This window comes from Candidatus Limnocylindria bacterium (assembly GCA_036523395.1).
Lineage (GTDB): Bacteria > Chloroflexota > Limnocylindria > P2-11E > P2-11E > CF-39.
In genome coordinates this window covers 47,367-67,960 of record DATDEH010000005.1, presented here as the reverse complement: position 1 = coordinate 67,960, position 20,594 = coordinate 47,367, and the positions used below count along the sequence as shown (strand labels likewise).

Annotated in this window: 20 protein-coding genes; 12 read left to right on the top strand and 8 right to left on the bottom strand. The window is 67.5% G+C overall.

Translation table 11 applies throughout. The annotated features are described in order from the left end of the window. The 3 genes from VI056_00860 to VI056_00850 all read right to left on the bottom strand — a co-directional run. On the bottom strand, positions 1-1,253 hold a 1,253-nt coding region (locus VI056_00860; protein ID HEY6201568.1), incomplete at its 3' end, for an extracellular solute-binding protein. Positions 1,254-1,322: 69 nt separating this feature from the next. After that, positions 1,323-2,237, bottom strand: coding sequence for a carbohydrate ABC transporter permease (locus VI056_00855; GenBank protein ID HEY6201567.1), 915 nt, complete (start codon positions 2,235-2,237; stop codon positions 1,323-1,325). Continuing rightward, positions 2,234-3,232: a sugar ABC transporter permease gene (locus VI056_00850; protein ID HEY6201566.1), complete on the bottom strand. Its 999-nt coding sequence runs from the start codon at positions 3,230-3,232 to the stop codon at positions 2,234-2,236. Before VI056_00850 ends, VI056_00855 begins: the two co-directional genes overlap by 4 nt. A gap of 21 nt (positions 3,233-3,253) precedes the next feature. Here VI056_00850 and VI056_00845 point away from each other — a divergent pair, with 21 nt between their 5' ends. The 11 genes from VI056_00845 to VI056_00795 all read left to right on the top strand — a co-directional run bounded on the left by VI056_00845 (position 3,254) and on the right by VI056_00795 (position 14,503). Next, positions 3,254-3,601: an FmdB family zinc ribbon protein gene (locus VI056_00845; protein ID HEY6201565.1), complete on the top strand. Its 348-nt coding sequence runs from the start codon at positions 3,254-3,256 to the stop codon at positions 3,599-3,601. 26 nt (positions 3,602-3,627) lie between these two features. After that, positions 3,628-4,365 carry a YihY/virulence factor BrkB family protein gene (locus VI056_00840; GenBank protein HEY6201564.1) on the top strand — a complete coding sequence of 246 codons (738 nt, stop codon included), beginning with the start codon at positions 3,628-3,630 and terminating at the stop codon, positions 4,363-4,365. Then, positions 4,352-5,104 (top strand): DUF3662 and FHA domain-containing protein, encoded by a 753-nt coding sequence (locus VI056_00835; protein ID HEY6201563.1) that lies wholly within the window; start codon positions 4,352-4,354, stop codon positions 5,102-5,104. Before VI056_00840 ends, VI056_00835 begins: the two co-directional genes overlap by 14 nt. After that, the gene (locus VI056_00830) at positions 5,105-5,551 is read left to right on the top strand and encodes an FHA domain-containing protein (GenBank protein HEY6201562.1); all 447 of its coding nucleotides are present in this window, start codon (positions 5,105-5,107) and stop codon (positions 5,549-5,551) included. Further along, a complete protein-coding gene (locus VI056_00825; GenBank protein ID HEY6201561.1) occupies positions 5,548-6,840 on the top strand; it encodes an FtsW/RodA/SpoVE family cell cycle protein in 1,293 nt (430 codons plus the stop codon). Before VI056_00830 ends, VI056_00825 begins: the two co-directional genes overlap by 4 nt. Then, positions 6,837-8,273 (top strand): penicillin-binding transpeptidase domain-containing protein, encoded by a 1,437-nt coding sequence (locus tag VI056_00820; protein ID HEY6201560.1) that lies wholly within the window; start codon positions 6,837-6,839, stop codon positions 8,271-8,273. The genes VI056_00825 and VI056_00820 overlap by 4 nt, the downstream gene beginning before the upstream one ends. A gap of 132 nt (positions 8,274-8,405) precedes the next feature. Further along, complete coding sequence (locus VI056_00815) at positions 8,406-9,368, top strand: MoxR family ATPase (GenBank protein ID HEY6201559.1); 963 nt, start codon at positions 8,406-8,408, stop codon at positions 9,366-9,368. Between the two features lie 21 nt (positions 9,369-9,389). After that, positions 9,390-10,601, top strand: coding sequence for a DUF58 domain-containing protein (locus VI056_00810; GenBank protein ID HEY6201558.1), 1,212 nt, complete (start codon positions 9,390-9,392; stop codon positions 10,599-10,601). Continuing rightward, positions 10,591-12,903 (top strand): transglutaminaseTgpA domain-containing protein, encoded by a 2,313-nt coding sequence (locus VI056_00805; GenBank protein ID HEY6201557.1) that lies wholly within the window; start codon positions 10,591-10,593, stop codon positions 12,901-12,903. The genes VI056_00810 and VI056_00805 overlap by 11 nt, the downstream gene beginning before the upstream one ends. Positions 12,904-13,088: 185 nt before the next feature. Then, positions 13,089-13,568 (top strand): YbaK/EbsC family protein, encoded by a 480-nt coding sequence (locus VI056_00800; GenBank protein HEY6201556.1) that lies wholly within the window; start codon positions 13,089-13,091, stop codon positions 13,566-13,568. Next, complete coding sequence (locus VI056_00795) at positions 13,565-14,503, top strand: NAD-dependent epimerase/dehydratase family protein (GenBank protein ID HEY6201555.1); 939 nt, start codon at positions 13,565-13,567, stop codon at positions 14,501-14,503. The genes VI056_00800 and VI056_00795 overlap by 4 nt, the downstream gene beginning before the upstream one ends. Here the strand turns inward: VI056_00795 and VI056_00790 are convergent. Both VI056_00790 and VI056_00785 read right to left on the bottom strand, forming a co-directional pair. Next, on the bottom strand, positions 14,500-14,811 hold the full coding sequence (locus tag VI056_00790; GenBank protein HEY6201554.1) for a hypothetical protein: 312 nt from the start codon (positions 14,809-14,811) through the stop codon (positions 14,500-14,502). The genes VI056_00795 and VI056_00790 overlap by 4 nt on opposite strands. Before the next feature lie 16 nt (positions 14,812-14,827). Continuing rightward, positions 14,828-15,676, bottom strand: a complete 849-nt coding sequence (locus VI056_00785) for a hypothetical protein (protein HEY6201553.1) — start codon at positions 15,674-15,676, stop codon at positions 14,828-14,830. A 471-nt stretch (positions 15,677-16,147) separates the two neighbouring features. Between VI056_00785 and VI056_00780 the strand changes: the two genes are divergently transcribed. After that, positions 16,148-16,567, top strand: coding sequence for a hypothetical protein (locus VI056_00780; GenBank protein HEY6201552.1), 420 nt, complete (start codon positions 16,148-16,150; stop codon positions 16,565-16,567). Here the strand turns inward: VI056_00780 and VI056_00775 are convergent. The 3 genes from VI056_00775 to VI056_00765 form a co-directional block, all read right to left on the bottom strand. Beyond that, positions 16,564-17,691 carry a glycosyltransferase family 2 protein gene (locus VI056_00775; GenBank protein ID HEY6201551.1) on the bottom strand — a complete coding sequence of 376 codons (1,128 nt, stop codon included), beginning with the start codon at positions 17,689-17,691 and terminating at the stop codon, positions 16,564-16,566. The two genes, VI056_00780 and VI056_00775, sit on opposite strands and share 4 nt — an antisense overlap. 43 nt (positions 17,692-17,734) lie before the next feature. Next, positions 17,735-19,294 carry a phosphoglycerate dehydrogenase gene (gene serA, locus VI056_00770; GenBank protein HEY6201550.1) on the bottom strand — a complete coding sequence of 520 codons (1,560 nt, stop codon included), beginning with the start codon at positions 19,292-19,294 and terminating at the stop codon, positions 17,735-17,737. 76 nt (positions 19,295-19,370) lie between these two features. Next, on the bottom strand, positions 19,371-20,591 hold the full coding sequence (locus VI056_00765; GenBank protein HEY6201549.1) for an alanine--glyoxylate aminotransferase family protein: 1,221 nt from the start codon (positions 20,589-20,591) through the stop codon (positions 19,371-19,373). Positions 20,592-20,594 lie beyond the last annotated feature (3 nt).

The window sequence follows — 20,594 nt, the reverse complement described above, 5'->3', positions numbered from 1 at the left end:
AGCATGTCGAAGATCACGTCGCGGATCTCCTGCTGGCCACGGACGTTCGGCTCGGGGATCGAGCTCCCGATGACGTCGAAGGCCTGCTTGCCCTGCGGGTCCTTCGAGCCCCAGTAGCTCTTCAGCGCCTCGTCGTTCGCGGCGGCTTTGCGGACCGGCATGTAGTAGGACTTGGTGCCCCAGTCCGCGGTCTGGGCCTGCTCGCTGAACCACTTCACGAAGAGCCAGCTCGCGAGCTGCTTCTGCGGGGTGCTCTTGAGCACGGCGACGTTCGCGCCGTACATCACGGTGCGTGGCTTCGCCGGATCGGTCTGCGGCGGAACGCCGACGTTCCACTTCACCGCGGTCTTCATCGCACCCGCGATGAACGGCCGGGAGGACGTCGAGCCCATCGTGAACGCGAGCTTGCTCGCGGCGAAGTCGTTCTGCCAGTCGAAGCCCGTCGGGGTGTATGCGTATCCGCCCTTCCACAGGCGATCCATCATCTGGAGGACGGCGAGACCTTCCTTGCCATCCCACGCGACGGTCTTGTTGTCGGCGGCCATGATGTTGCCGCCCATCGACATGACCCAGGCGTTGAAGTTCGAAGCGTCCAGCGGCTGGGCCCAGCCGTAGCGCGTCGTCTTGCCGGATGAATCCTTGATCGTCGCCTTCTGGACCGCCGACTCGAACTCGGCCCAGGTCTTCGGGGTCCCCGTGACGCCGGACGATGAGAGGACGTCCTCATTCGTGTACATCACGAAGAGCGACTTCGTGAAGGGGAATGAGAGCAGCTGGTTGTCGTATTGAGGGAAGCGGTTGGTGTCGAAATACGGCTTGTAGATGTCGTCCTGGCTTGCCTTGTCGAGTCCGTTCTTCGTGCTCTTCATATAGGGGTCGAGGTTGATGACCACGGCAGCCTTCTGGTAGTCGGCCACCTGACTCTCGTATGCGTGCACGATCTCGGGCAGGGCGCCGGCCTGGATCGCGCCCAGCGTCTTCTGGTACAGCTGCGTGTAGTTCCCCTGCACGACCGGCGTGATGGTGATGCCCTTGCCGTTCGTTTCGTTGAACTTCTTGACCGCCGCCTCGAGCGCGCCCTTTTGCGGGTCGCTCGTGAGGGCGTGCCACAGGGTCAGGGAGACCGGGCCGGTGATCTCGATGTCAGCCTCGGTCGTCGGAGCCGCCGTTGGGGCCGCCACGGGGCCGCCGCCGCACGCACCGATCAGGAGCGCCAGGGTCGCAAGCAGAGCTGGGATCCGGATCCTGGTCATGAGTGTGTTCCTACCTCCTCCACCATTCGAGCAGCGCCGGGTGTTCCCCTTGTGAGTTACGCGTGAACCCTAGCCGCGGATGCCCGTCCGTGCGACCCCCTGCACCAGGAAGCGCTGCCCGATCAGATAGAGCAGGACGATCGGTGCAACGACGAGCGACGCCGCCGCCATCAGAAGATGGTAATGGGAGCCCGCCTCGGCGCTGAAGGCGTTGAGCGCGACCTGGATCGGACGGACGGCCGCGCTCGAGGTGACGATGAATGGCCACTGGAACGAGTTCCAGGAGGCATAGAACGAGAGGATCGCCACGGTCACGAGCGCCGGGACCGAAATCGGGAGCACGATCGACCACAGGAAGCGCGCGTGACCGGCGCCGTCGATGACCGCCGCGTCGCGCAGCTCCTTCGGTATCGCGAGGAACTGTTGGCGTAGGAGGAACACCGAGAACGCGCTCGCGAGGAAGGGAAGGATCTGTGCGGCGTAGGTGTCGTAGAGGTTGAGGCGCGGGATCGGGAAGAGCGGGTTCACGCCGGGTGGCGCTTTGCTCATCATCACGAAGTTCGGTATGAGCGTCGCTTCGCCCGGCATCATGTAGGTCGCGAGGAACAGCGCGAAGAGCACGTTCTTGCCGCGGAAGTTCATCTGCGCGAAGGCGTACGCGGCGAGGACCGCGATGACGATCTCCCCGGCGACGCTCGCGCCAGCGATGAAGAAGGTGTTCGCGAAGAAGCGGCCCCACGGCTGCTTCGACCACACCTCGGCGTAGTTCTCCGGGTGCCACGATGTCGGGAAGAGCGTGGGCGGCACCGCCGTCGCCTCGAAGAACTCCTTGAACGCCGACGTCACCATGAAGTAGAAGGGGTACGCCACGAAAATGCCGGCCAGGATGAGCAGCAGGTGCTTGAACAGGGTCGAGGTGATCGCCGGCACACGCGGGCGCATCGGTCGCGTGATCACGCGCGGCAGCACCTGTGGCGTGTTCATGTATAGGTGACCCGCCGCTCGAGCACGCGGAACTGGATGAGCGTGAAGCCCAGGATGATGAGCGTCAGTAACACGCCCATCGCCGAGCCGAGGCCGATCTGGCCCTGCTGAAAGAACGTCTTGAAGAGGAGGAGCGTGACCGTTCGGGTCGTATCGAGCGGTCCACCGTTCGTCAGCACGAAGATCTCGTTGAAGGCGCGGAGCACGCCGATGCTCGCGATGGTGAAGACGAAGAAGATCTGCGGCGACAGGAGCGGAAGGGTGATCCTCCGGAAGAGCTGGAACTGATTCGCACCGTCGAGCTTGGCCGCCTCGTAGTACTCGACCGGGATGTTCCCGAGTCCGCCGAGGAAGATGAGGATCTGGAAGCCGAGGAAGTGCCAGATCGAGAAGATCGCCACGCCGACGAGGGCGAGGCTCGGACCCGCGGCCCAGTCCGGCACCGCCAGGCCCGCCGCGTTGCCGAGCATCTGGAAGACGCCGTCGGGTTCCTGGAACCACTTGAGTGGGCTGATGCCGAAGACACCGAGCAGCTGATTCGCGATCCCGTACTGAGGATGGAAGACCCACAGGAACACGGACGCGGCCGCGACGGTCGAGGTCACATATGGGAGGTAGTAGATCGTGCGATAGATGTCGCGGCCCGCGAGCTTCTGGAATAGCACGTACGCGACAACGAGAGCGAGGCCCATCTCGATCGGGACCGTGATGGCCGCATACGTGAACGTCGTGGACAGCGATTGCCAGAACGCCTGTGAGCGCGTCGAGTTCTGCCAGAGGATGTCGAAGTAGTTGTCCAGGCCGCGGAACGCTCCTTGGATCACATCCCAGCGGAAGAACGAGATATAGATCGCGTAGAAGGCTGGGAGGATCTTGAACAGGCCGAGGAAGGCGATGGCCGGAATGAGGAAGAGGTAAGCCTGCCAGTTTTCGATGAGGTCACGACGGCGGCGGGACGCCGCGCGCTCGGTGATGGCGATGGCCCCTCCCGACACCTTCGGCGATGATATCGAGCGATGCCGATATACGACTACCGGTGCGATCACTGCGGCCACGTGTTCTCGGCGGTCCAGTCGTTCAGCCACGAGGCACTCGAGAAGTGCCCCAATTGCGGCAAGAAGCCGCGGCGCCTGATTTCCACTCCGGCGATCGTCTTCAAAGGCTCGGGCTGGTACAAGACCGACAGCCGGGGGACTGACAAGAGCTCGGACACCACCGCCTCGACGACCGACAAGAAGAGCGACAAGAAAACGGACGCCAAGACCGATACCAAGACAGAGACCAAGAGCGAGACGAAGAACGACACGAAGTCCGAGACAAAGGCGCCGGACAAGTCGGCGCCGAAGAGCGACGCCGCATCCTGACCTCGCTCAGGGCTCTCGTCCGCGACGTGCGCGCCGTCGCCACGTCCTTCGGAGACGACGAGTGCACCTTCTTCGCCGGCGCGGTCGCCTTCCAGCTGTTCTTCGCGACCATCCCGCTCCTCGCGCTCGTCGTCGGCGTCCTTGGGTTCGTCTACGGATCGGATCGCGCGCAGGCGGAGCTGGGGCAGCTGCTACGTGACATCTATCCGTCGGCCACGGCGCAGGAGACGCGGATCGTGCGCCAGCTTGTCGAGGGACGCGGCGTCTCGCTCAGCGTCGGTGTCATCGGCACGATCCTCGCCACCGGCGCGATCCACGGGTCGATCGACAAGGCGCTGGCCGCCGTCCTCGGTACAGGTCGCAAGCGCGGGTTCGTCCGGGGTCACGTTGACGCCTTTGCGTTCGCCGGCGCGCTCGTCGTCCTCGGCGTCATCTCATTGGTGATCTCCCTTGTCGCGAGTCCGCTCTCGCCACTCCTGGGCTTTGTCGTTGGCTACATCCCCTTCTATCTCGTCTACCAATACATCCCGCGCGTGCGGGTGCGAGCGGGCACGGCGCGCATGGCCGCGCTGGTATCCGCCATGCTGTGGGAGCTTGCGAAGATCGCGTTCGGTTCCGTCGCGCGCAGTCTCGGTATCTTCACTGTGTACGGACCGATCGCCTTCGCCGCGGTCATGCTCACCTGGATCTACGTGACCGCCGTGATCATCCTCGTCGGTGCGGAAGTGATAAAGCTGAAGAGGGCTGAGCATGGAACGGCTTGAATCCTTTGTGAGCCGGATGATCGAGGGATGGAGCGCGCGCATCTTCGGCGCGAAGCTCCAGCCCGTCCAGATCGCCAAGCGCCTCATCCGCGCGATGGAGGCGCACCAGACCATTTCGCTCTCCAAGACCTTCGTCCCGAACTCGTACGTCGTGTCGCTGTCGGCGACCGACTTCGCCCAGTTCGAGCAGTACCGCCGCAGCCTCGAGCGCGATCTGGCCGAGGCGGTGCTGTCGGCGTCGCGCGAGCGCAACTTCACGCTGCTCGACTTCCCGTCGGTGGAGATCGAGCGCGACGACGACGTCGCGCCCGGTGACATCCGCGTGTCGTGTGCGCTCGTCGACGCATCGGGTGACGAGGTCGAGGCCGACCCCAAGTCTCTCGGCGCCGTCGAGTCGGGTCACACGATGGTCCTCGACCGCGAGAAGCTCCTTCGCGAGAAGCCGCGCGCGCCGAAGGCCAGCATCGAGCTGAAGGATGGCGAGCGTTCGTCGGTCCAGCTCGGGCCCGAGCCTCTGCTGATCGGCCGCGATCAGCAGAACGACGTCGTCCTCGACGACACGCGCGTGTCGCGCAAGCACGCCGAGATCCGACTCCGCCTCGGTCGGTACACCCTGTACGACCTGCAGAGCACGAACGGGACGTACGTGAACGGCCGCCGCGTCGCCGAGGTCGTGCTCAACGACGGCGATCGGATCTCCGTCGCGGGGCTCGATCTCATCTTCCATTCGGCGGAATAGATGGAGATCACGTTCGCCCTACTGCTGTGGGGTGTGCGCATCGCCTTCCTGCTGCTCCTCTATCTCTTCCTGTTGCGCGCGTTCGGCGTGCTGCACCGCGCCCTCGTAGCGGAGCGCGCGGTCGACGGCGCGACGCGCGCCCTCGGCGTGCTCATCGTCGAGCGCAACGCGGGTCACGCCCCGCGGGTGGGGGAGCGCTTCTCGCTTCGAGCGTCCACCTCGATCGGCCGTGACGCGGGCAACGACGTTCCCCTCTCCGACGAGGCGGCGTCGGCGCGCCATGCCGTGCTCGAGCTCCGCGACGGCGAGTGGTGGATCGAGGACCTCGGAAGCACCAACGGCACCGTCGTCAATGGAACGCGCATCGAGCGCGCGGAGCGGCTGCAGTTCGGTGACGAGCTCGCCATCGGGCGCATCGCACTCCGATTGGAGAAGGGCTCGGGATGATCGCGGTCACTCGCCGCAGGCCCGAGCTCGGTCTCCTCTTCTGGGTCGCCGCGATGGGCATCACCGGATCGGTCGCGGTCGCTGCGGCGGAGGTCGCCGGCTTCCGGCCGCAGCAGCTCGTCATCCCGGTGACCTTCGTCGTGATCGCGTTCGTGCTCCACCTGTTCCTCGCCGCGCGCGGCATCCGTGGCGACCAGCTGCTCCTCCCCATCGCCGCCGCGCTCACCGCCATCGGCCTCGTACTCGTACAGCGGCTCGCCTCGAACCTGCTCGTCCAGCAGCTCTCGTGGACCCTGATCGCGGCGGGCGCGTTCGCGGCGACGATCCTCATCCCGCGCGACCTCACCGCGCTGTCGCGCTTCAAGTGGACCTGGGCCCTGCTCGGCGTCCTGCTCCTCCTGTCGCCGCTCCTGCCGGTCATCGGGCGCGAGGTGAACGGCGCGCGGATCTGGATCGGTCTGGGCACCGTGACGTTCGAGCCGTGGGAGGCGGTCAAGATCCTTCTCGTGATCTTCTTCGCCGCCTATCTCGAGGAGTTCAGGGAGGTCCTCTCGCAAACGCAGCGGCGGTTCGGTCCGATCCCGGTGCCGCCGCTCCCGTACTTCGGTCCGATCGTCGCGATGTGGGCGATCGCGATGGTCGTGATGGTCTTCGAGCGTGACCTCGGGGCCACGCTGCTGTTCCTCGGGATCTTCCTCGCGATGCTCTATCTCGCGACCGGCGAGGCCTTCTACACGCTCATCGGCATCCTGCTGCTGCTCGTCGGAGGTTTCGTCGCATACCACGTGTTCGGCCACGTCGCGGCCCGCGTCGACGTGTGGCTGCATCCCTTCGCCGAGGACGTGCGATTCGATTCCGGATATCAGCTCGTGCAGGGCCTCTTCGCGCTCGCGAACGGCGGGCTCTTCGGCGCCGGGCTCGGGAACGGCATGCCGGATCGCATACCGGTCGTGTGGAGCGACTTCGTCTTCGACGCGTTCGCGGAAGAGGCCGGCTTCGCCGGCGCGCTCGCCCTGCTTGCGCTCTACCTCCTCTTCGTGTACCGCGGCATGCTCATCGCGCTTCGCGCGCCGACGCCGTTCCTGCAGCTCCTCGCCGCGGGTCTTTCTTTCATCGTGGCCGTCCAGACGCTGGTCATCGTCGGCGGCAACGCGCGGCTCATCCCGCTCACCGGCATCACGCTGCCCTTCGTCGCGTATGGAGGCTCGTCGCTCGTCACGAACTGGATGCTCGTCGCGCTCCTCATACGCGTGAGCGACCTCACCGCACGTGTGCGGGGCACGCCTTGACGAGCTCGATCGCCGCCAACATCCGCGGGCTCACGCTCACCATCGCGCTGGCGTTCCTTGTGACCTCGCTCGGCGTCGGATATTGGACGCTCGCGTCCGGTGAGGAGCTCGCGACGGACCCATACAACCCCCGGCTTGTCGCCGCGATACGTGACCGGCCGCGCGGGATCATCACCGACGCGGCGGGGAAACCGCTTGCCGAGAGCGTCCAGACGAATAACGGATACAAGCGCGTCTACAAGGACAAGACGCTCGCGCACGTCACCGGGTACGCGTCGTTCCAGTTCGGCGCGTCCGGGGTCGAGGCCGCGTACTCCGAATCGCTGATCGGCCAGGATCCGGCGGATCCGCTGTCACAGTGGCGCGCGCGCTACCTGCGCGAGCGCGTGCCGCCCGGGTCGATCGTGCTCGGCATCGACCCGAAGGTCCAGCAGGCTGCTGTGGCGGCGCTGGGCAACCGGCGCGGCGCCATCGTCGCGATCGATCCGCGCAATGGCTCGATCCTCGCGTCGGCCAGCTATCCGCAGTACGACCCGAGTCTGATCTCCGATCCGCTGACCGAGGACGCCGCATGGAAACAGGTGAATGCGGATCCGGACAAGCCGCTCATCAATCGCGTGACACAGGGTCTGTATCCGCCGGGGTCGACGTTCAAGATCATCACCGGCGCCGCGGCGATCGAGAGCGACGTGGATCCGAACGCGAAGGTCCGCGTGGACGATCCGTGGCAGGCCGATAGGTCGTGGGGCACGTACTTCGTGCGTTCCTCCTCACGCGCGCACGGCGATTACACGATGGCCGACGGGTATCGGCTGTCCGAGAACATCTACTTCGCCAAGATCGGGCTGCAGATCGGGGGAGCCAAGCTCGCGGAGTACGCGCAGCGCTTCGGCATCGGCGCCCCGTCACGCTGTGACGTCACCGCCGCCAGGGGCCAGATCTCAAGGACCGGAGCGCTGGACCGTCCGACGCTCATCGCGGACACCGCCTACGGGCAGGGGGAGCTTCTCACGACACCGCTGCAGATGGCGCTCGTCGTCGCCACCGTCGGCATGGGCGGCGTCATGCCGACGCCGCATTACGTGAACGAGGTCCGCGACGCCGAGGGACACGCGATCCGGGTGATCGCACCCGGTCCGGCGGGCCAGGTCATCAAGGGCGAGACCGCGCGGGCGCTCACGACGATGCTGGTCGGGGCGGTCGAGGGTCCCGGCGCGTTCGCGTTCGCGGCGAAGATCGTCGGCGTGCACGTGGCGGGGAAGACCGGCAGCGCCGAGAACCCGTCCGGCGCGCCGCACGGCTGGTTCGTGGGGTTCGCCCCGGCCGAGGCGCCCACGGTCGCGGTCGCGATCCTCCTCGAGAACTCGCCCAGAGGCGGCGAGGACGCCGCGCCGCTCGGCGGGCGGGTCATGGCGGCTGCACTGGGCAGATAGCCGAAGTTTCGGCCTGGTGTGAACCAAGTAGCGCACTGGAGCGTTCTTTCGGGTAACACCGGTACGGCAATTAGCATGTTCAGACGGGCCCGCATGGCTCGAATTCCGCGACAAACCGGTCTGGGAGAGGCAATGGACAAGAGCGGGCTCGCCACGCGGATAGGCGCGGTCGTCGCCAACGTCGAGCGCGTCATCTTCGGCAAGCACCACGAGGTCGAGCTTGCGCTCGTCGCCCTCGTCTGCCGCGGCCACATTCTGGTTGAGGACGTTCCCGGTACCGGCAAGACGATGCTCGCCAAGGCCATCGCGCGGTCGCTCGGCTGCTCTTTCAAGCGCATCCAGTTCACGCCCGACCTGCTGCCCTCCGACGTCACCGGCGTTTCGATCTTCAATCAGCGGACCAATCAGTTCGAGTTCCGGCCGGGTCCGGTGATGACGCAGATCGTCCTCGCCGACGAGATCAACCGCGCGACCCCGAAGACGCAATCGGCGCTCCTCGAGGCGATGGAGGAGCACCAGGTCACCGTCGACGGCGTGACCTACCAGCTCCCCGATCCGTTCCTCGTCATGGCGACCCAGAACCCGATCGAGTACGAGGGAACCTTCCCACTTCCCGAGGCGCAGCTCGACCGCTTCTTCATCCGCCTGCAGCTCGGCTATCCGAAGGAGCGCGAGGAGATCGCGATCCTCGACGCGCAGCGCGTCATCCATCCGCTCGAGACGATCGAGCAGGTCATGGGCGCGGACGAGCTGCTGAAGGCCATGAGCGCAGTGAAGGATGTGCACATCGCGGAGCAGGTGAAGACCTACGTGGTCGGCGTGGTGAACGCAACGCGCTCACACCCCGACGTGTATCTCGGCGCGTCGCCGCGTGGTTCGCTCGCGCTCGCGCGCGCGTCGCAGGCCTACGCGCTCATCCAGGGTCGGGACTTCGTTCTGCCCGACGACGTGAAGGCGCTCGCCGGGCCAACGCTCTCGCACCGGCTGATCCTGCAGCCGCAGGCCCGCCTGAAGGACCTCGCCGCAACAACGGTCATCGCGGAGGTGTTGGCGAGCGTTCCGGTCGAGCTCTCGCAGACCGCGGCGCGCGCCTAGTAAGTGATGCGGGCTCACTAGGTGAAGCCCTGGCACTTCGCGGTCGTATGGATCGCGCTCTTCATCGTCGCGGCGTCGACGGGGCTCGAGCTGCTCAGTTACCTGACCTACCTGCTGCTCTTCGTCGCCGTGATCGCGTGGGTGCAGGCACGGCTGACGCTGGACGGTCTCTCGATCAAGCGCGCGCTCTCGCAGTCCTACGCGCACCTCGGCGACACGATCGAGCTGGTGTACGAGCTCCGCAACGACAGCTCGTTCGGCAAGCTGTGGCTCGAGATCTCCGAGGAGTCCAACTGGCCGGAGCCGCTGCCCGGTCGCGTCCTCTCGATCGGCGGCAAGGGCAAGACGCGCAAGTGGAAGGTCCTGGCGAAAGCGATCCGCCGCGGCCGTTACAAGCTCGGCCCGATCGTGCTGCGCAGCGGCGATCCGTTCGGTCTCTTCCCCAAGGAAGCGCGCGTCGCAACCGAAGCGCTGCTTCTGGTGTATCCGCGTGTGATGCCGCTCCCGCACTGGCAGCTACCCGGCTCGGTCCTCGAGGGCGGCGTGCTCACCGGACAACGCTCGCTCCAGTCGACCTCGATGGTCATGGGCATCCGGCAGTACCGCCCTGGCGACGCGATGAACCGCATCCACTGGCCGTCGTCAGTGCGTCACCGCGGCCTGCAGGTGAAAGAGTTCGAGCTCGACAAGACCGCCGACCTCTGGATCTACGTCGACCTCGAGCGCCACTGGCACCGTGGGGACGGCGAGGACTCGACCGAGGAGCGTGCGGTCACCGTCGCGGCCTCGATCGTCTCGAAGGCGCTCCGCGAGCACCGCAACGTCGGGATGATCACGAGCGGCTCGCGGGCCGAGGTCCTTCAGCCGGACCGCGGCACGAAGCAGTACGGGAAGCTCATGCAGTACCTCGCCGAGATCAACGCCGGCGGCTCGCGCTCGATCGCCGAGACGCTGGTGGAAACGCTGCCGCGCCTTCGTCGCGGCTCGGCGTGCGTTCTCATCACGCCGTCGCTCGACCGCGGCTGGGTCCGCCCCGCCAGCACGCTGCGCGAGGCCGCGATCGCGACGCAGGCCGTGATCGTGGGTCCGTCCGTGCCCACCGACGAGCGCGACCGCGCGCGCCGGCACGCGCTCCTCGGCGAGCTCGCGATCGCCGGCGTGACCGCGACGTATCTCGCGCCGGGCGCATCGATCTCCGACATCTTCCGTGAGGCGGCCGGCAATGCTGCGTAACGCGACGGTGCCGCCGAGCGCGCTCTCGCTGCAACTCGCCGCCGCGGGCCGGTGGCTCCGCAGGTCGGTTCGCTCGCTGTTCCCGCCGATCGCCTGGCGGAAGCTGCGCTTCCGCGGCGGTTGGTTCGCGCTGCCGATCTACCTGCTCATGATGAGCGTCTACCCGCTCTCGCTGCAGCAGGCCGACTGGGTCGTCACGCAGGAGCACTTCACCTGGCTCGTGTTCAGCGGCATCGCGCTCGCGATCATCATCGGCAACGGCACGATGGCGACGCGGCGCGCGATGATCGTTGGCGGGATCGTCGGGACCATCGCGATCGTGCTCTCGACCGCGTTCGCCTCGGACGAAGGAGCGTTCCGCGAACGCGTCGTGCACCTCGCGGTGAGCGTGAACAACTGGATCACCCAGGTGCTTGCGGGCGAGGCGGCGACCGACCCGACGGTATTCGTCCTGTTCCTTGGCTCGACGGTCTGGACCGCGGCGTACGTCGGCACTTTCGCGCTGTCGCGGTCGCTGCGGCCGTGGGACGCGATCCTCTTCATGGGCTTCTGCCTCGTCGTCAACGTCTCGATGGCGCTGACGAACCTCATCGCCGATCTTGTCGTCTTCTCGCTCTCCGCGCTCGTGCTGCTCGTGCGACTGCACATCGTCCTGCTGCAGGAGCGGTGGACGCGCAACAACATCGTGCCGTCCGGCGAGATGGACTGGCGCCTGCTACGCGGTGGGATGACCTGGACGATGGTCCTCGTGATCATGGCGCTCGTCACGCCGCGTGTCGGTGCGGCCGAGGTGCTGAACCGCGCGTACAGCGTGTTCGAAACGCCTTATCGCTCGGTCGAGGCCGAATGGCAGCGTTTCTTCGCCGGTGTATCGGGTCCGAGCCGCCTTCGTGGCGTTTCCTTCACCGATGCGATCCGCCTGGGGCAATCGCCGAACCTCGCGGACCGCGTCGTCATGACCGTCGACGCGCCACAGGGCCGCTTCTGGCGAGCGATCGCATACGACTTCTACACCGGGAACGGTTGGCGCACGACGGAGACGGACAAGGTCGACAAGCTCAGCCCGACCGTGCTCGGACGCGAGAAGTTCGAGGCGACGTTCGAGATGCTCGTGCCGCAGCAGAACCTCCTGTTCGCCGCGAACGAGCCGGTGAGAGTCAACATCCCCTACCAGTTCCAGACCGGTGCGGACAAGTCCTATTCGTCCGCGCTCCGCGCCGTTCGCAGCGGACAGGCCTCCGAGAATTACACGGTCACGTCGTACGTCTCGGTCGCTGACAAGGCCGCGCTGCGCCGCGCCTCGAATATCTACCCCGACTACATCAAACAGAAGTACCTGCAGCTGCCCTCTACGCTGCCGCAGCGCGTGCGCGACCTCGCGCACAAGGTCGCCGGCGAGCAGACGGATCCGTACGACAGGGCCGAGGTCATCGAGTCGTTCCTGCGCACGACGTACCGCTACGCGCCGACGGTCCGCGCACCTCCCGCGGGGCGCGACCCGGTGGACTTCTTCCTGTTCGACCTGAAGGAAGACTTCTGCGAGTACTTCGCGTCATCGATGGTCGTGATGCTGCGCGAGCTCGGCGTACCGGCGCGCGTGGTCGAGGGCTACACCGCCGGCACGCTCGACCCGTCGACCGGCAAGTTCTTCGTGAAAGAGCTCGACGCGCACGCGTGGGTCGAGGTGTACTTCCCGCTCTACGGGTGGGTCGAGTTCGAGCCCACGCCGTCGCAGGCGCCGGTCTTCCGCGTCGACAGCGAGGCGATCGGCGGCGGCTCGGCGGGCGGCGGCGAGGACAACCCCGCTGGAACGAGCGCGATCGACCGCGGCGAGCGCGACCTGCAGGCTGCCGACAACGCCCCGGACGAGGGTCAGGGCTTCGGCAGCGGCGTCGTCCAGGCGGTGCAGAACTTCGACCCGCGTCCGGTCGCCGCGCTCATGGGGGCGCTCCTGCTCCTGCTCCTGCTCGCGTTCGCGCGCTTCGAGCTCCGCTTCCGCGGGCAACCGTCGGTCGACTCCGCCTGGGGCAAGGCGCGTCTCCTGGCCTCCTATGCGGGCTTCGCCGTGGATCCATCGCAGACGACGTACGAGTACGCGGCGATGCTCGGCGAAGCTGTGCCTGACGCGAAGTCGCCGATCCAGGACATCGCCGAGGCGCGCGTGCACGATCGCTACACGACGGCTGGGGCGACGGATGAAGATGTCGAGCGCGCCGTGTCGGGCTGGCGCAGGCTCGCACGCACGCTCGTCGGGCTGCTTCCCGCACGCCTCGTCTCGGGCATCGCTCATATTTGGCGGTAGCCGCTCGCTCGGTACTCGCAGCTGGCGTCCGCTCCTCTCGCTCGCAGCCGGCTACGCCGGCCCGCCATGCAACTCGCGCGCCCCTTCGGGCCGGCTGGGCGCAGATGCTCGCTCGAGGGGAGCGAACGCCAGCCGCCGTACCGACTCGCTCCGCTGACTAATGACTTGGCGCCACACTTGAGCGCGTGACCGTCGCTGAGCATCCAAATGTCGCGCGCGTGCGCGCTTACGCGGCCGAGCGCGGCGTGCCTATCGAGATACGTCGGTTTCCCGCGAGCACGCGCACCGCGCAAGATGCGGCGCGCGAGATCGGGGTCAGCGTCGGGGAGATCGTGAAGTCGCTTGTGTTCGTCGCCGATGGTCGCGCGATCGTCGTGCTCTGTTGCGGTGACCGCCGTGTGAGCGAGGAGCGGCTGCGGGAGGTCCTCGGCGCGAGCGGCGTGCGGCGCACGACTGCGGATGAGGCGAAGCGCTACACCGGCTACGCCATCGGCGGCGTCCCGCCGTTCGCGCACGAGACGCCGTGCGAGACCGTGATCGACGAAGACATGTCCCGCTTCGAGAAGGTCTGGGCCGCGGCGGGATTGCCGGACGCCGTCTTCGAGATCTTCGTTGCAGATCTGCGCCGTCTCGCGGACGCGAAGACCGCGCGCGTCGCCGAGTGAAGGTCTTCGTCACCGGCGCCACGGGCTTCGTCACCGGCACGGTCACGTTGCAGCTGCTCGCTCGCGGCGACGAGGTGCGCGCTCTCGTCCGCGACGCGTCGCGTGCGCAGACGCTCGCGCGCGCCGGCGTTGACCTGTTCACCGGCGATCTCTCCGATGGCGGCGCGCTGCACCGCGGGATGGAGGGCGTCGACGCCGTCGTGCACGGCGCAGCGATGTACGAGGTCGGCATCCCGCCGTCGCGCCGAGCCGCCATGTTCGCCGCGAACGTGACCGGTACCGAGCACGTGCTCGAGGCGGCCCTCGACGCGGGCGTCCGTCGCGTGGCGTACATCTCGACGGTCGCGGTGTTCGGGAACACGCAAGGGCAGGTCGTCGACGAGACGTACGCGCGCACGGGTCCGTACACGTCCTATTACGAGGAGACGAAGGTCCAGGCGCACGAGATCGCGCTGCAGTTCGCCGGGCGCGGCCTCCCGATCTCGATCGCGCAGCCCGGCGGTGTGTACGGTCCCGGCGACACGTCCGGCATGGGCGGTCTGATGCGCGATTTCGTCCGCGGCAGGCTGCCATTCGTGCCGTTCGCCGACACGGGCCTCAACTTCGTGCATGTCGAGGACGTCGCGCGCGGCATCGTGCTCGTCCTTGACCGCGGACAGATCGGACAGAGCTACGTCCTGGGCGGCGAGATCGCCCGGGTCGCGGATGCGTTCGCCGTCCTTGCGCGCATTGGCGGCCGCGACCTCCCGCGCCTGCGCTTGCCCTACGTCCTGCTCCAACTCGGCGCGCTCGTGCGGCCGGGTCTGCGCGAGGTGGTGACAAGCTCGAAAGGGGTGACCTTCTGGGCAAGCGATGCGCGCGCAAAGAGCGAGCTCGGCTACTCGTCGCGTCCGCTCGAAGCCGGACTCCGGGACGCGTACGGGACGGCTGCCTAGGGTTCCTCGTCCTCGTCGTCGTCTGACTCGAACTCGTCCGAATAGAAGCCCAGCTCCTCCGACTTGAACACGGTCACGAGGAAATCCTCGCGCTCCGGGTCGTGCGTCTGCACGAGCTCCTCGTCGAGCTGATCGATGAGCTGCTGTAGCTCGTCGTCGGTGAGATCGACCTCCAGAAGCAGGGTGCCGTGCACCTCGAAGCGGCCGTAATGGATGTCGACACGACCGATGCGGCGCGCGCCGCCGTAGATCGTGAAGATCTCGCTCGACTCCGTGCGGACGTTGCGTTCGAAACGCGCTGCTTCCATTGGGACGACGACTGTACTAGGTCGCCACTTCCCTCAGCTGCTTGAGCACCCACTCGGCGAGTGGGGGCATCGCGAGGTCGGCGGTCGCCACCGTACTGATCGCCCGCGGCCAGGTCCACACGAGTAGCTCACCGCAGCTCATCGCGGCGGACCGCAACGCTCGGCGGTCGAGACCCGCGACAGTGGCCTCGACGTTCTCCGGCATGGGAGCGTCGGGCGCGTCGAGCACCGCCGTGAGTCCGTACTGCGGATCGGCGATGCGCTCGGCCACCGCCCAAAGTCGCCAGAGCTCGGCGCGCGCGGCGTCGAGCTGCGCGTTCGCTTCCCAGAGGGAGCCACGCGTGAGGTGTTTCGCGCACGCGCTGAGATGCACGAGCGCGATGTGCATCCACTGACGGACCTGTTCCTCTGTGGCGGGGTTCGACTTCGCCTCGCCGACGATCCGCCCGTCCGGGTCGTAGAGGACGATCCAGTCCGGCCGCGGAGCCTGTCGCTCCCGCGCGAGCGCGACGACGAGGTCGAGCTGAACACCGCTCGCGTACTGCGCGAAGGTGTGCTGGTAAGGCGGCAGCTCGCGGTTCGCCGGATCGATGATCTGCTGATGCATGTCGATCACGTCCCCGACGCGGCGCACGACGCCCGCGCTGTCACGGAGCGCGTCGTTCCAGGCGGTGTCGACGACCGCGTACATCGCGTCGACGTCGGAGAGCTCGTCGGCCGCGCCGCGGCCGATGCTGCAGCCGACGACGAGAACGCGGATCCCAGGGTCGCGCTCGGCCTCACGCATCAGCCCGAGCAGTACCTCGCGATGCGGGGCGAGCTCCTTTGGCAACGAACGGAGCCAGCGGTCGGCATCGGCGCGCACGCTCGCATCGTAGTCACGCTAGCCTCCGTGTGGTGGCGCATCCACTTCGCATCGGCCTGAAGCTTTCGCAGCAGGTCCACCCCATCGATGCGCAGCGCGAGGCGTGGCGCATCGCGGACCAGGCGGGCTTCGACCACATCTGGCCGTTCGACCACCTCATCGCCCTCGGGAATGACCCGACGAAGCTCATCTTCGACGGGTGGACGATCCTCGGCGCCGTCGCGGAGAACACCAAGCGCACGCGGATCGGTCTCAATGTGACCGGCAATCCCTATCGTCACCCGGGTCTGCTCGCGAAGATCGCCGTGACCATCGACCATCTGTCGGCGGGGCGGCTCGAGATGGGCATCGGCGCCGCATGGAACGAGCCCGAATTCAAGATGTACGGGATGCCGTTCCCGAGCGCGGCGGACCGCATCCGAATGATGGACGAGGCCTGCTCCGTTCTGAAGGCGCTCTGGACCGAGGAGCGTGCGACCTTCCAAGGTCGCTTCTACCAGCTCGACGCCGCGATCGCGGAGCCGAAGCCTATTCAGAAGCCGTATCCCCCGATCTGGATCGGCGGCGTGGGACCGAAGCTCACCCTTTCGCGTCGTCGCGAAGCACGCCGATGTTTGGAACTCGAACGCCCCCACGCCGCAGGACACCGTCGCGCTCACGAAGCTCCTCGACGAGCACTGCGCGAAGGTCGGCCGCGACCCAACGACGATCCGCCGCTCGAGCCAACTCCGCGCGGACAACGAGGATGCCATCCTGACGATCGCCGAGACCACGGTGCGAGCTGGTTTCACCGAGCTGCTGCTCTTTCCGTTCGCGGGCGGCGGGGACCTGCGCTCCGGTGTCGAGCGCGCGGCGCGTCTGCTGCCGCGGTTGCGCGCGCTCGCGCGCTAGCGGCGGCTCAGACCCAGGACCGAGAGGAAGAAGCTCGCGAAGAAGGTCTGCACGCCGAGCGTGATGGCGAGCGAGGACACGATGACGACACGCAGCGTGCGTGGCACGTCGACGATCGGACCGAAGCCCTGCGTCTGCCAGAGTCCGATCGCCGTGACCGCGAGCACCAGGCCGGCGATCACGAGGACGATCCCCGCCACGATCCCCGTCTCGAGCGTCACGTAGCGGTAGAGCCGCGTCAGGCGCGGGTCTTCCGGAAGCAGGCCCTCGCTGATCGCGAACGTCTTCGTGAACAGCGCGAAGATCACGGACTGGTACCCGAGGACGACCGCCGCCGAGGCGTAGACGAGGGTATGGATGTCGAGGCGGACCGACCCGAGAGCGCGCTCGCCGGGCAGCAGCCAGAGGCCCACGATCGCGCCGACGAGCATGAGCGCCGCTCCCGGATACAGGAACAGCCAGCGCGGGCTGTAGAGGAGGAGGAACCGGAGGTGGCGCCACCCGTCGCGCCAGGTGCGCAGGTGCGGCGGCCGGCCGCGTTTGTCCGGGCCGAGCGTGACGGGCACCTCGGTGATCCGCAGGTCCTGAACCGCCGCCTTCACGACCATCTCCGAGGCGAACTCCATCCCCGTCGTGCGCAGGTCGAGCGCGAGGATCGGCGACCGCCGGAAGCCGCGGAGTCCCGAGTGGAAGTCACCGATGTCGCTGTTGAAGAAGAGGCGACCGAGGAATGAGAGCACCGGATTGCCGAGCCAGCGATGCAGGAACGGCATCGCGCCCTCGGCGACGCCACCTTTGAAGCGGTTGCCCATCACGAGGTCGTACCCCTCGCGCAGCTTCGCGAGGAAGGTGTCGACAGCCATGAAGTCGTACGAGCCGTCCGCGTCGCCCATGACGACATACTCGCCCTGGGCCGAGGCGATCCCCGCGAGCAGCGCGCTCCCATAGCCACGGACGGGGACCGGCACCACGCGCGCGCCCGCCGCGGTCGCCAGTTCGCGCGATCCATCGGTGCTGCCGTTGTCGGCGACGACCACCTCGCCGTTGATGCCGTACTTCGCGAGCGCGTCACGCGCCTGCTTCACGCAGTCGGCGACCGTTGCCGCTTCGTTCAGGCACGGCATGACGATCGACAGCTCGAGGCGTTGGTCCAAGCCGCTGGCGATGCTAGCCCGAGACCCCCAGCCGGGCGGTCCGCACGCGATCGACATCGGCGAACGCGCCGATGCGTGCGCGGACCTCGTCGGGCACCGGATCGTCGAGCGTCAGGATCATGAGCGCCTCGCCGCGGGGGTGAAGTCGTCCGACCTGCATCGACGAGATGTTCACGTCGTGCTCGCCGAGCAGCGTCCCGACGCGGCCGACGAGGCCGGGCTTGTCCTGGTGCTTGGTGAGCAGCAGGTAGCCCTCGACCGGCACGTCGACCCAGAACCCGTCGATGAGCACGATGCGCGGCTCGCCCTGCACGAGCGTCCCCGCCACCTCGGTGTTGCCGACGCGAACGGTGAGGAGCGCGCTGTACCGCGCGGCCTCGGTCTCGCGACGCTCCTCGATCACGAGGCCGCGCGACCGCGCGATCGCAAGGGCGTTCACGAGGTTCACGCGCTCGGCGCTGAACGTCTCGAGCAGTCCCTTCACCACTGCGGCGCGCAGCGGCTCGGCGTCGATCTCGAGCAGCTTGCCGGCGTACGCGATCTGCAGTTTCGCCGGGCGCTCGTCAAGCAGCTGTGCCACCAGCGTGCCGACGCGCTCGCCAAGGCGTAGCCACGCGCTGCCGCCCGCTTCATCCGCTGGCGGCCGAGGCGCATTCACCGCGTTGCGCGCGGGACGCCCGTCGAGCACGTCAAGGATCTGCTGCACGACATCCACGGCGACGTTGACCTGCGCCTCGGCCGTGGAGCCGGCGATGTGTGGGGTCAGGACGGTGTTCCGCGAGCCGCGGATGGGGGAGTCGGCCGGCAACGGTTCGTTCGGGAAGACGTCGAGCGCAGCGCCCGCGATCGTGCCCTTGTCGAGCGCGGCCGCGACAGCCGCGAGATCGACGACCTCACCACGGGCGCAGTTCACGATCACCGTCGTCGGCTTCATCTTCGCGAGGGCGTCGGCATTGATCAGGTTGCGCGTCTTCTCTGTGAGCGGCGTGTGCAGCGAGATGACATCTGCGCTGCGGAGGAGCTCGTCAAGCTCGACGAGCTGCGCGCCAGCGGCGCGCGCGATGGCCTCGGTCGCGAACGGATCGTGCGCGATCACGCGCATCTGGAAGCCTGCGGCGCGGCGTGCCACCTCCGAGCCGACGCGTCCGATACCGATAAGGCCCAGCGTCTTGCCACGCAGCTCGCGACCGATGAACTTCGAACGCGTCCATTCGCCGGCGCGCACGCTTCGGTCGGCCTCGGCGACGCGCCGGAGGAGAGTGAGCGCGAGGGCGATCGCGTGCTCCGCCGCGGACACGATGTTCCCGAGCGGCGCGTTGACGACGTAGACGCCATGCGCGGTCGCCGCGGGAACGTCGATGTTGTCTACGCCGACGCCGGCGCGGCCCACCACAGCCAGGCGCGGCGCCGCGTCGAAGATCTTCGCCGTCACTTTCGTCTCGCTGCGGACGATGAGCGCGTCGACGTCCTGGAGGCGCGATGCGAGGTCGGCCTCGGTGAGCCCGGTCGTCGTGCGTACTTCGCACCGTTCGCGGAGCAGCACGAGGCCGTCCTCGGCGAGAGGATCGGCCACATGCACAACGGGTTTCCTGAGGGGGGTCGCAGGGGGTTCTCCCCTTGCGATGGAGAGGTCTAGCGCCCCCACGCGCCTATCGGCGGGTGCCGACGGTGTCCGCGCGCGTGCCGGACCTGGTACCGGGCCGCGTCGTCTGCGGCGCGCTCTCCGCGTAGGCGCGGAGCGCCGCGGCGATCGCCTGACCGGGCTCGACCGGCTGGTTGAAGTCACGTAGCGCGAGCTCCAAGGCGCTGAAGAAGTTGAGGATGTCCTGCAGCGTCACGAAGCCGAGGTGGCCGACGCGGATGAGCTGGCCCTCGAGCTTTCCCTGGCCGCCCGCGACGATCGTGTCGTAGTCGTCGCGCAGCACGCGGATGAGGTTGCGCGCGTCGACGCGCGTCGGCGGGCGGAACGCGGTGACCGCGGGTGACGCGTGCGCCTCGTCGGCGAACAACGTCAGGTTCAGTGCCTGCAGTCCACGACGGGTCGCGCGCGCGAGATTCTGGTGGCGGCGGAGGATCGCCTCGAGGCCCTCCTCGGCCATGAGACGGAGTGCCTCCTGGAGCGCGATGTACACGGTGACCGCCGGCGTCGCCGGGGTCGCGCCCTTCTCGAGCGCGGCCTTCGCCGCGGCGAGGTCGAAGTAGGCCTTCGGCAGATCGGACTTCTCGTAGAACTTCCACGCGCGCTCGCTCATCGTGACGATCGACACGCCGGGCGGCGCGCCCCACGCCTTCTGCGAGCCGGTGACACACACGTCGATGCCCCACTCGTCGATCTCGAGCTCGGCCGCACCGGCGCCGGAGATGCTGTCGACGATGAGGAGCTTGCCCGACTCGCGGACGACCTCGCTGATCTCTTTCAGCGGATTGAGGACACCGGTCGAGGTCTCGTTGTGCTGGAGCATGACGGCCTTCGCGCCGTCCTTGCCCTTTTCCTTCGCGAGCTCTTCGCGAACGAGCTCGGGGTCGATCGCGCGGCCAAGCGTGATGTCGATACGGCGGGCATCGACGCCGTAGGCCTTGCAGATCGAATAGAAGCGCTCGCCGAACGCGCCGTTGATGAAGACGAGCGCCCGGTCGCCGCGCGACAGCGTGTTCGCGACCGCGGCTTCCATCGCGCCGGAGCCCGACGCGGTGAGGGTGAGCACGTCACCCTGCGTGCGCAGGAAGTCCTGAAGCGCTCGCGTGAGGGCGGCCAGCAACGCGGCGAATTCGGGGCCGCGGTGATTGATCATCGGTCGGGCCGACGCGGCGAGCACGCTCTGCGGCACGACGGTCGGTCCTGGGATCCGGAGGTTCTGGGGGCGGTACATGTT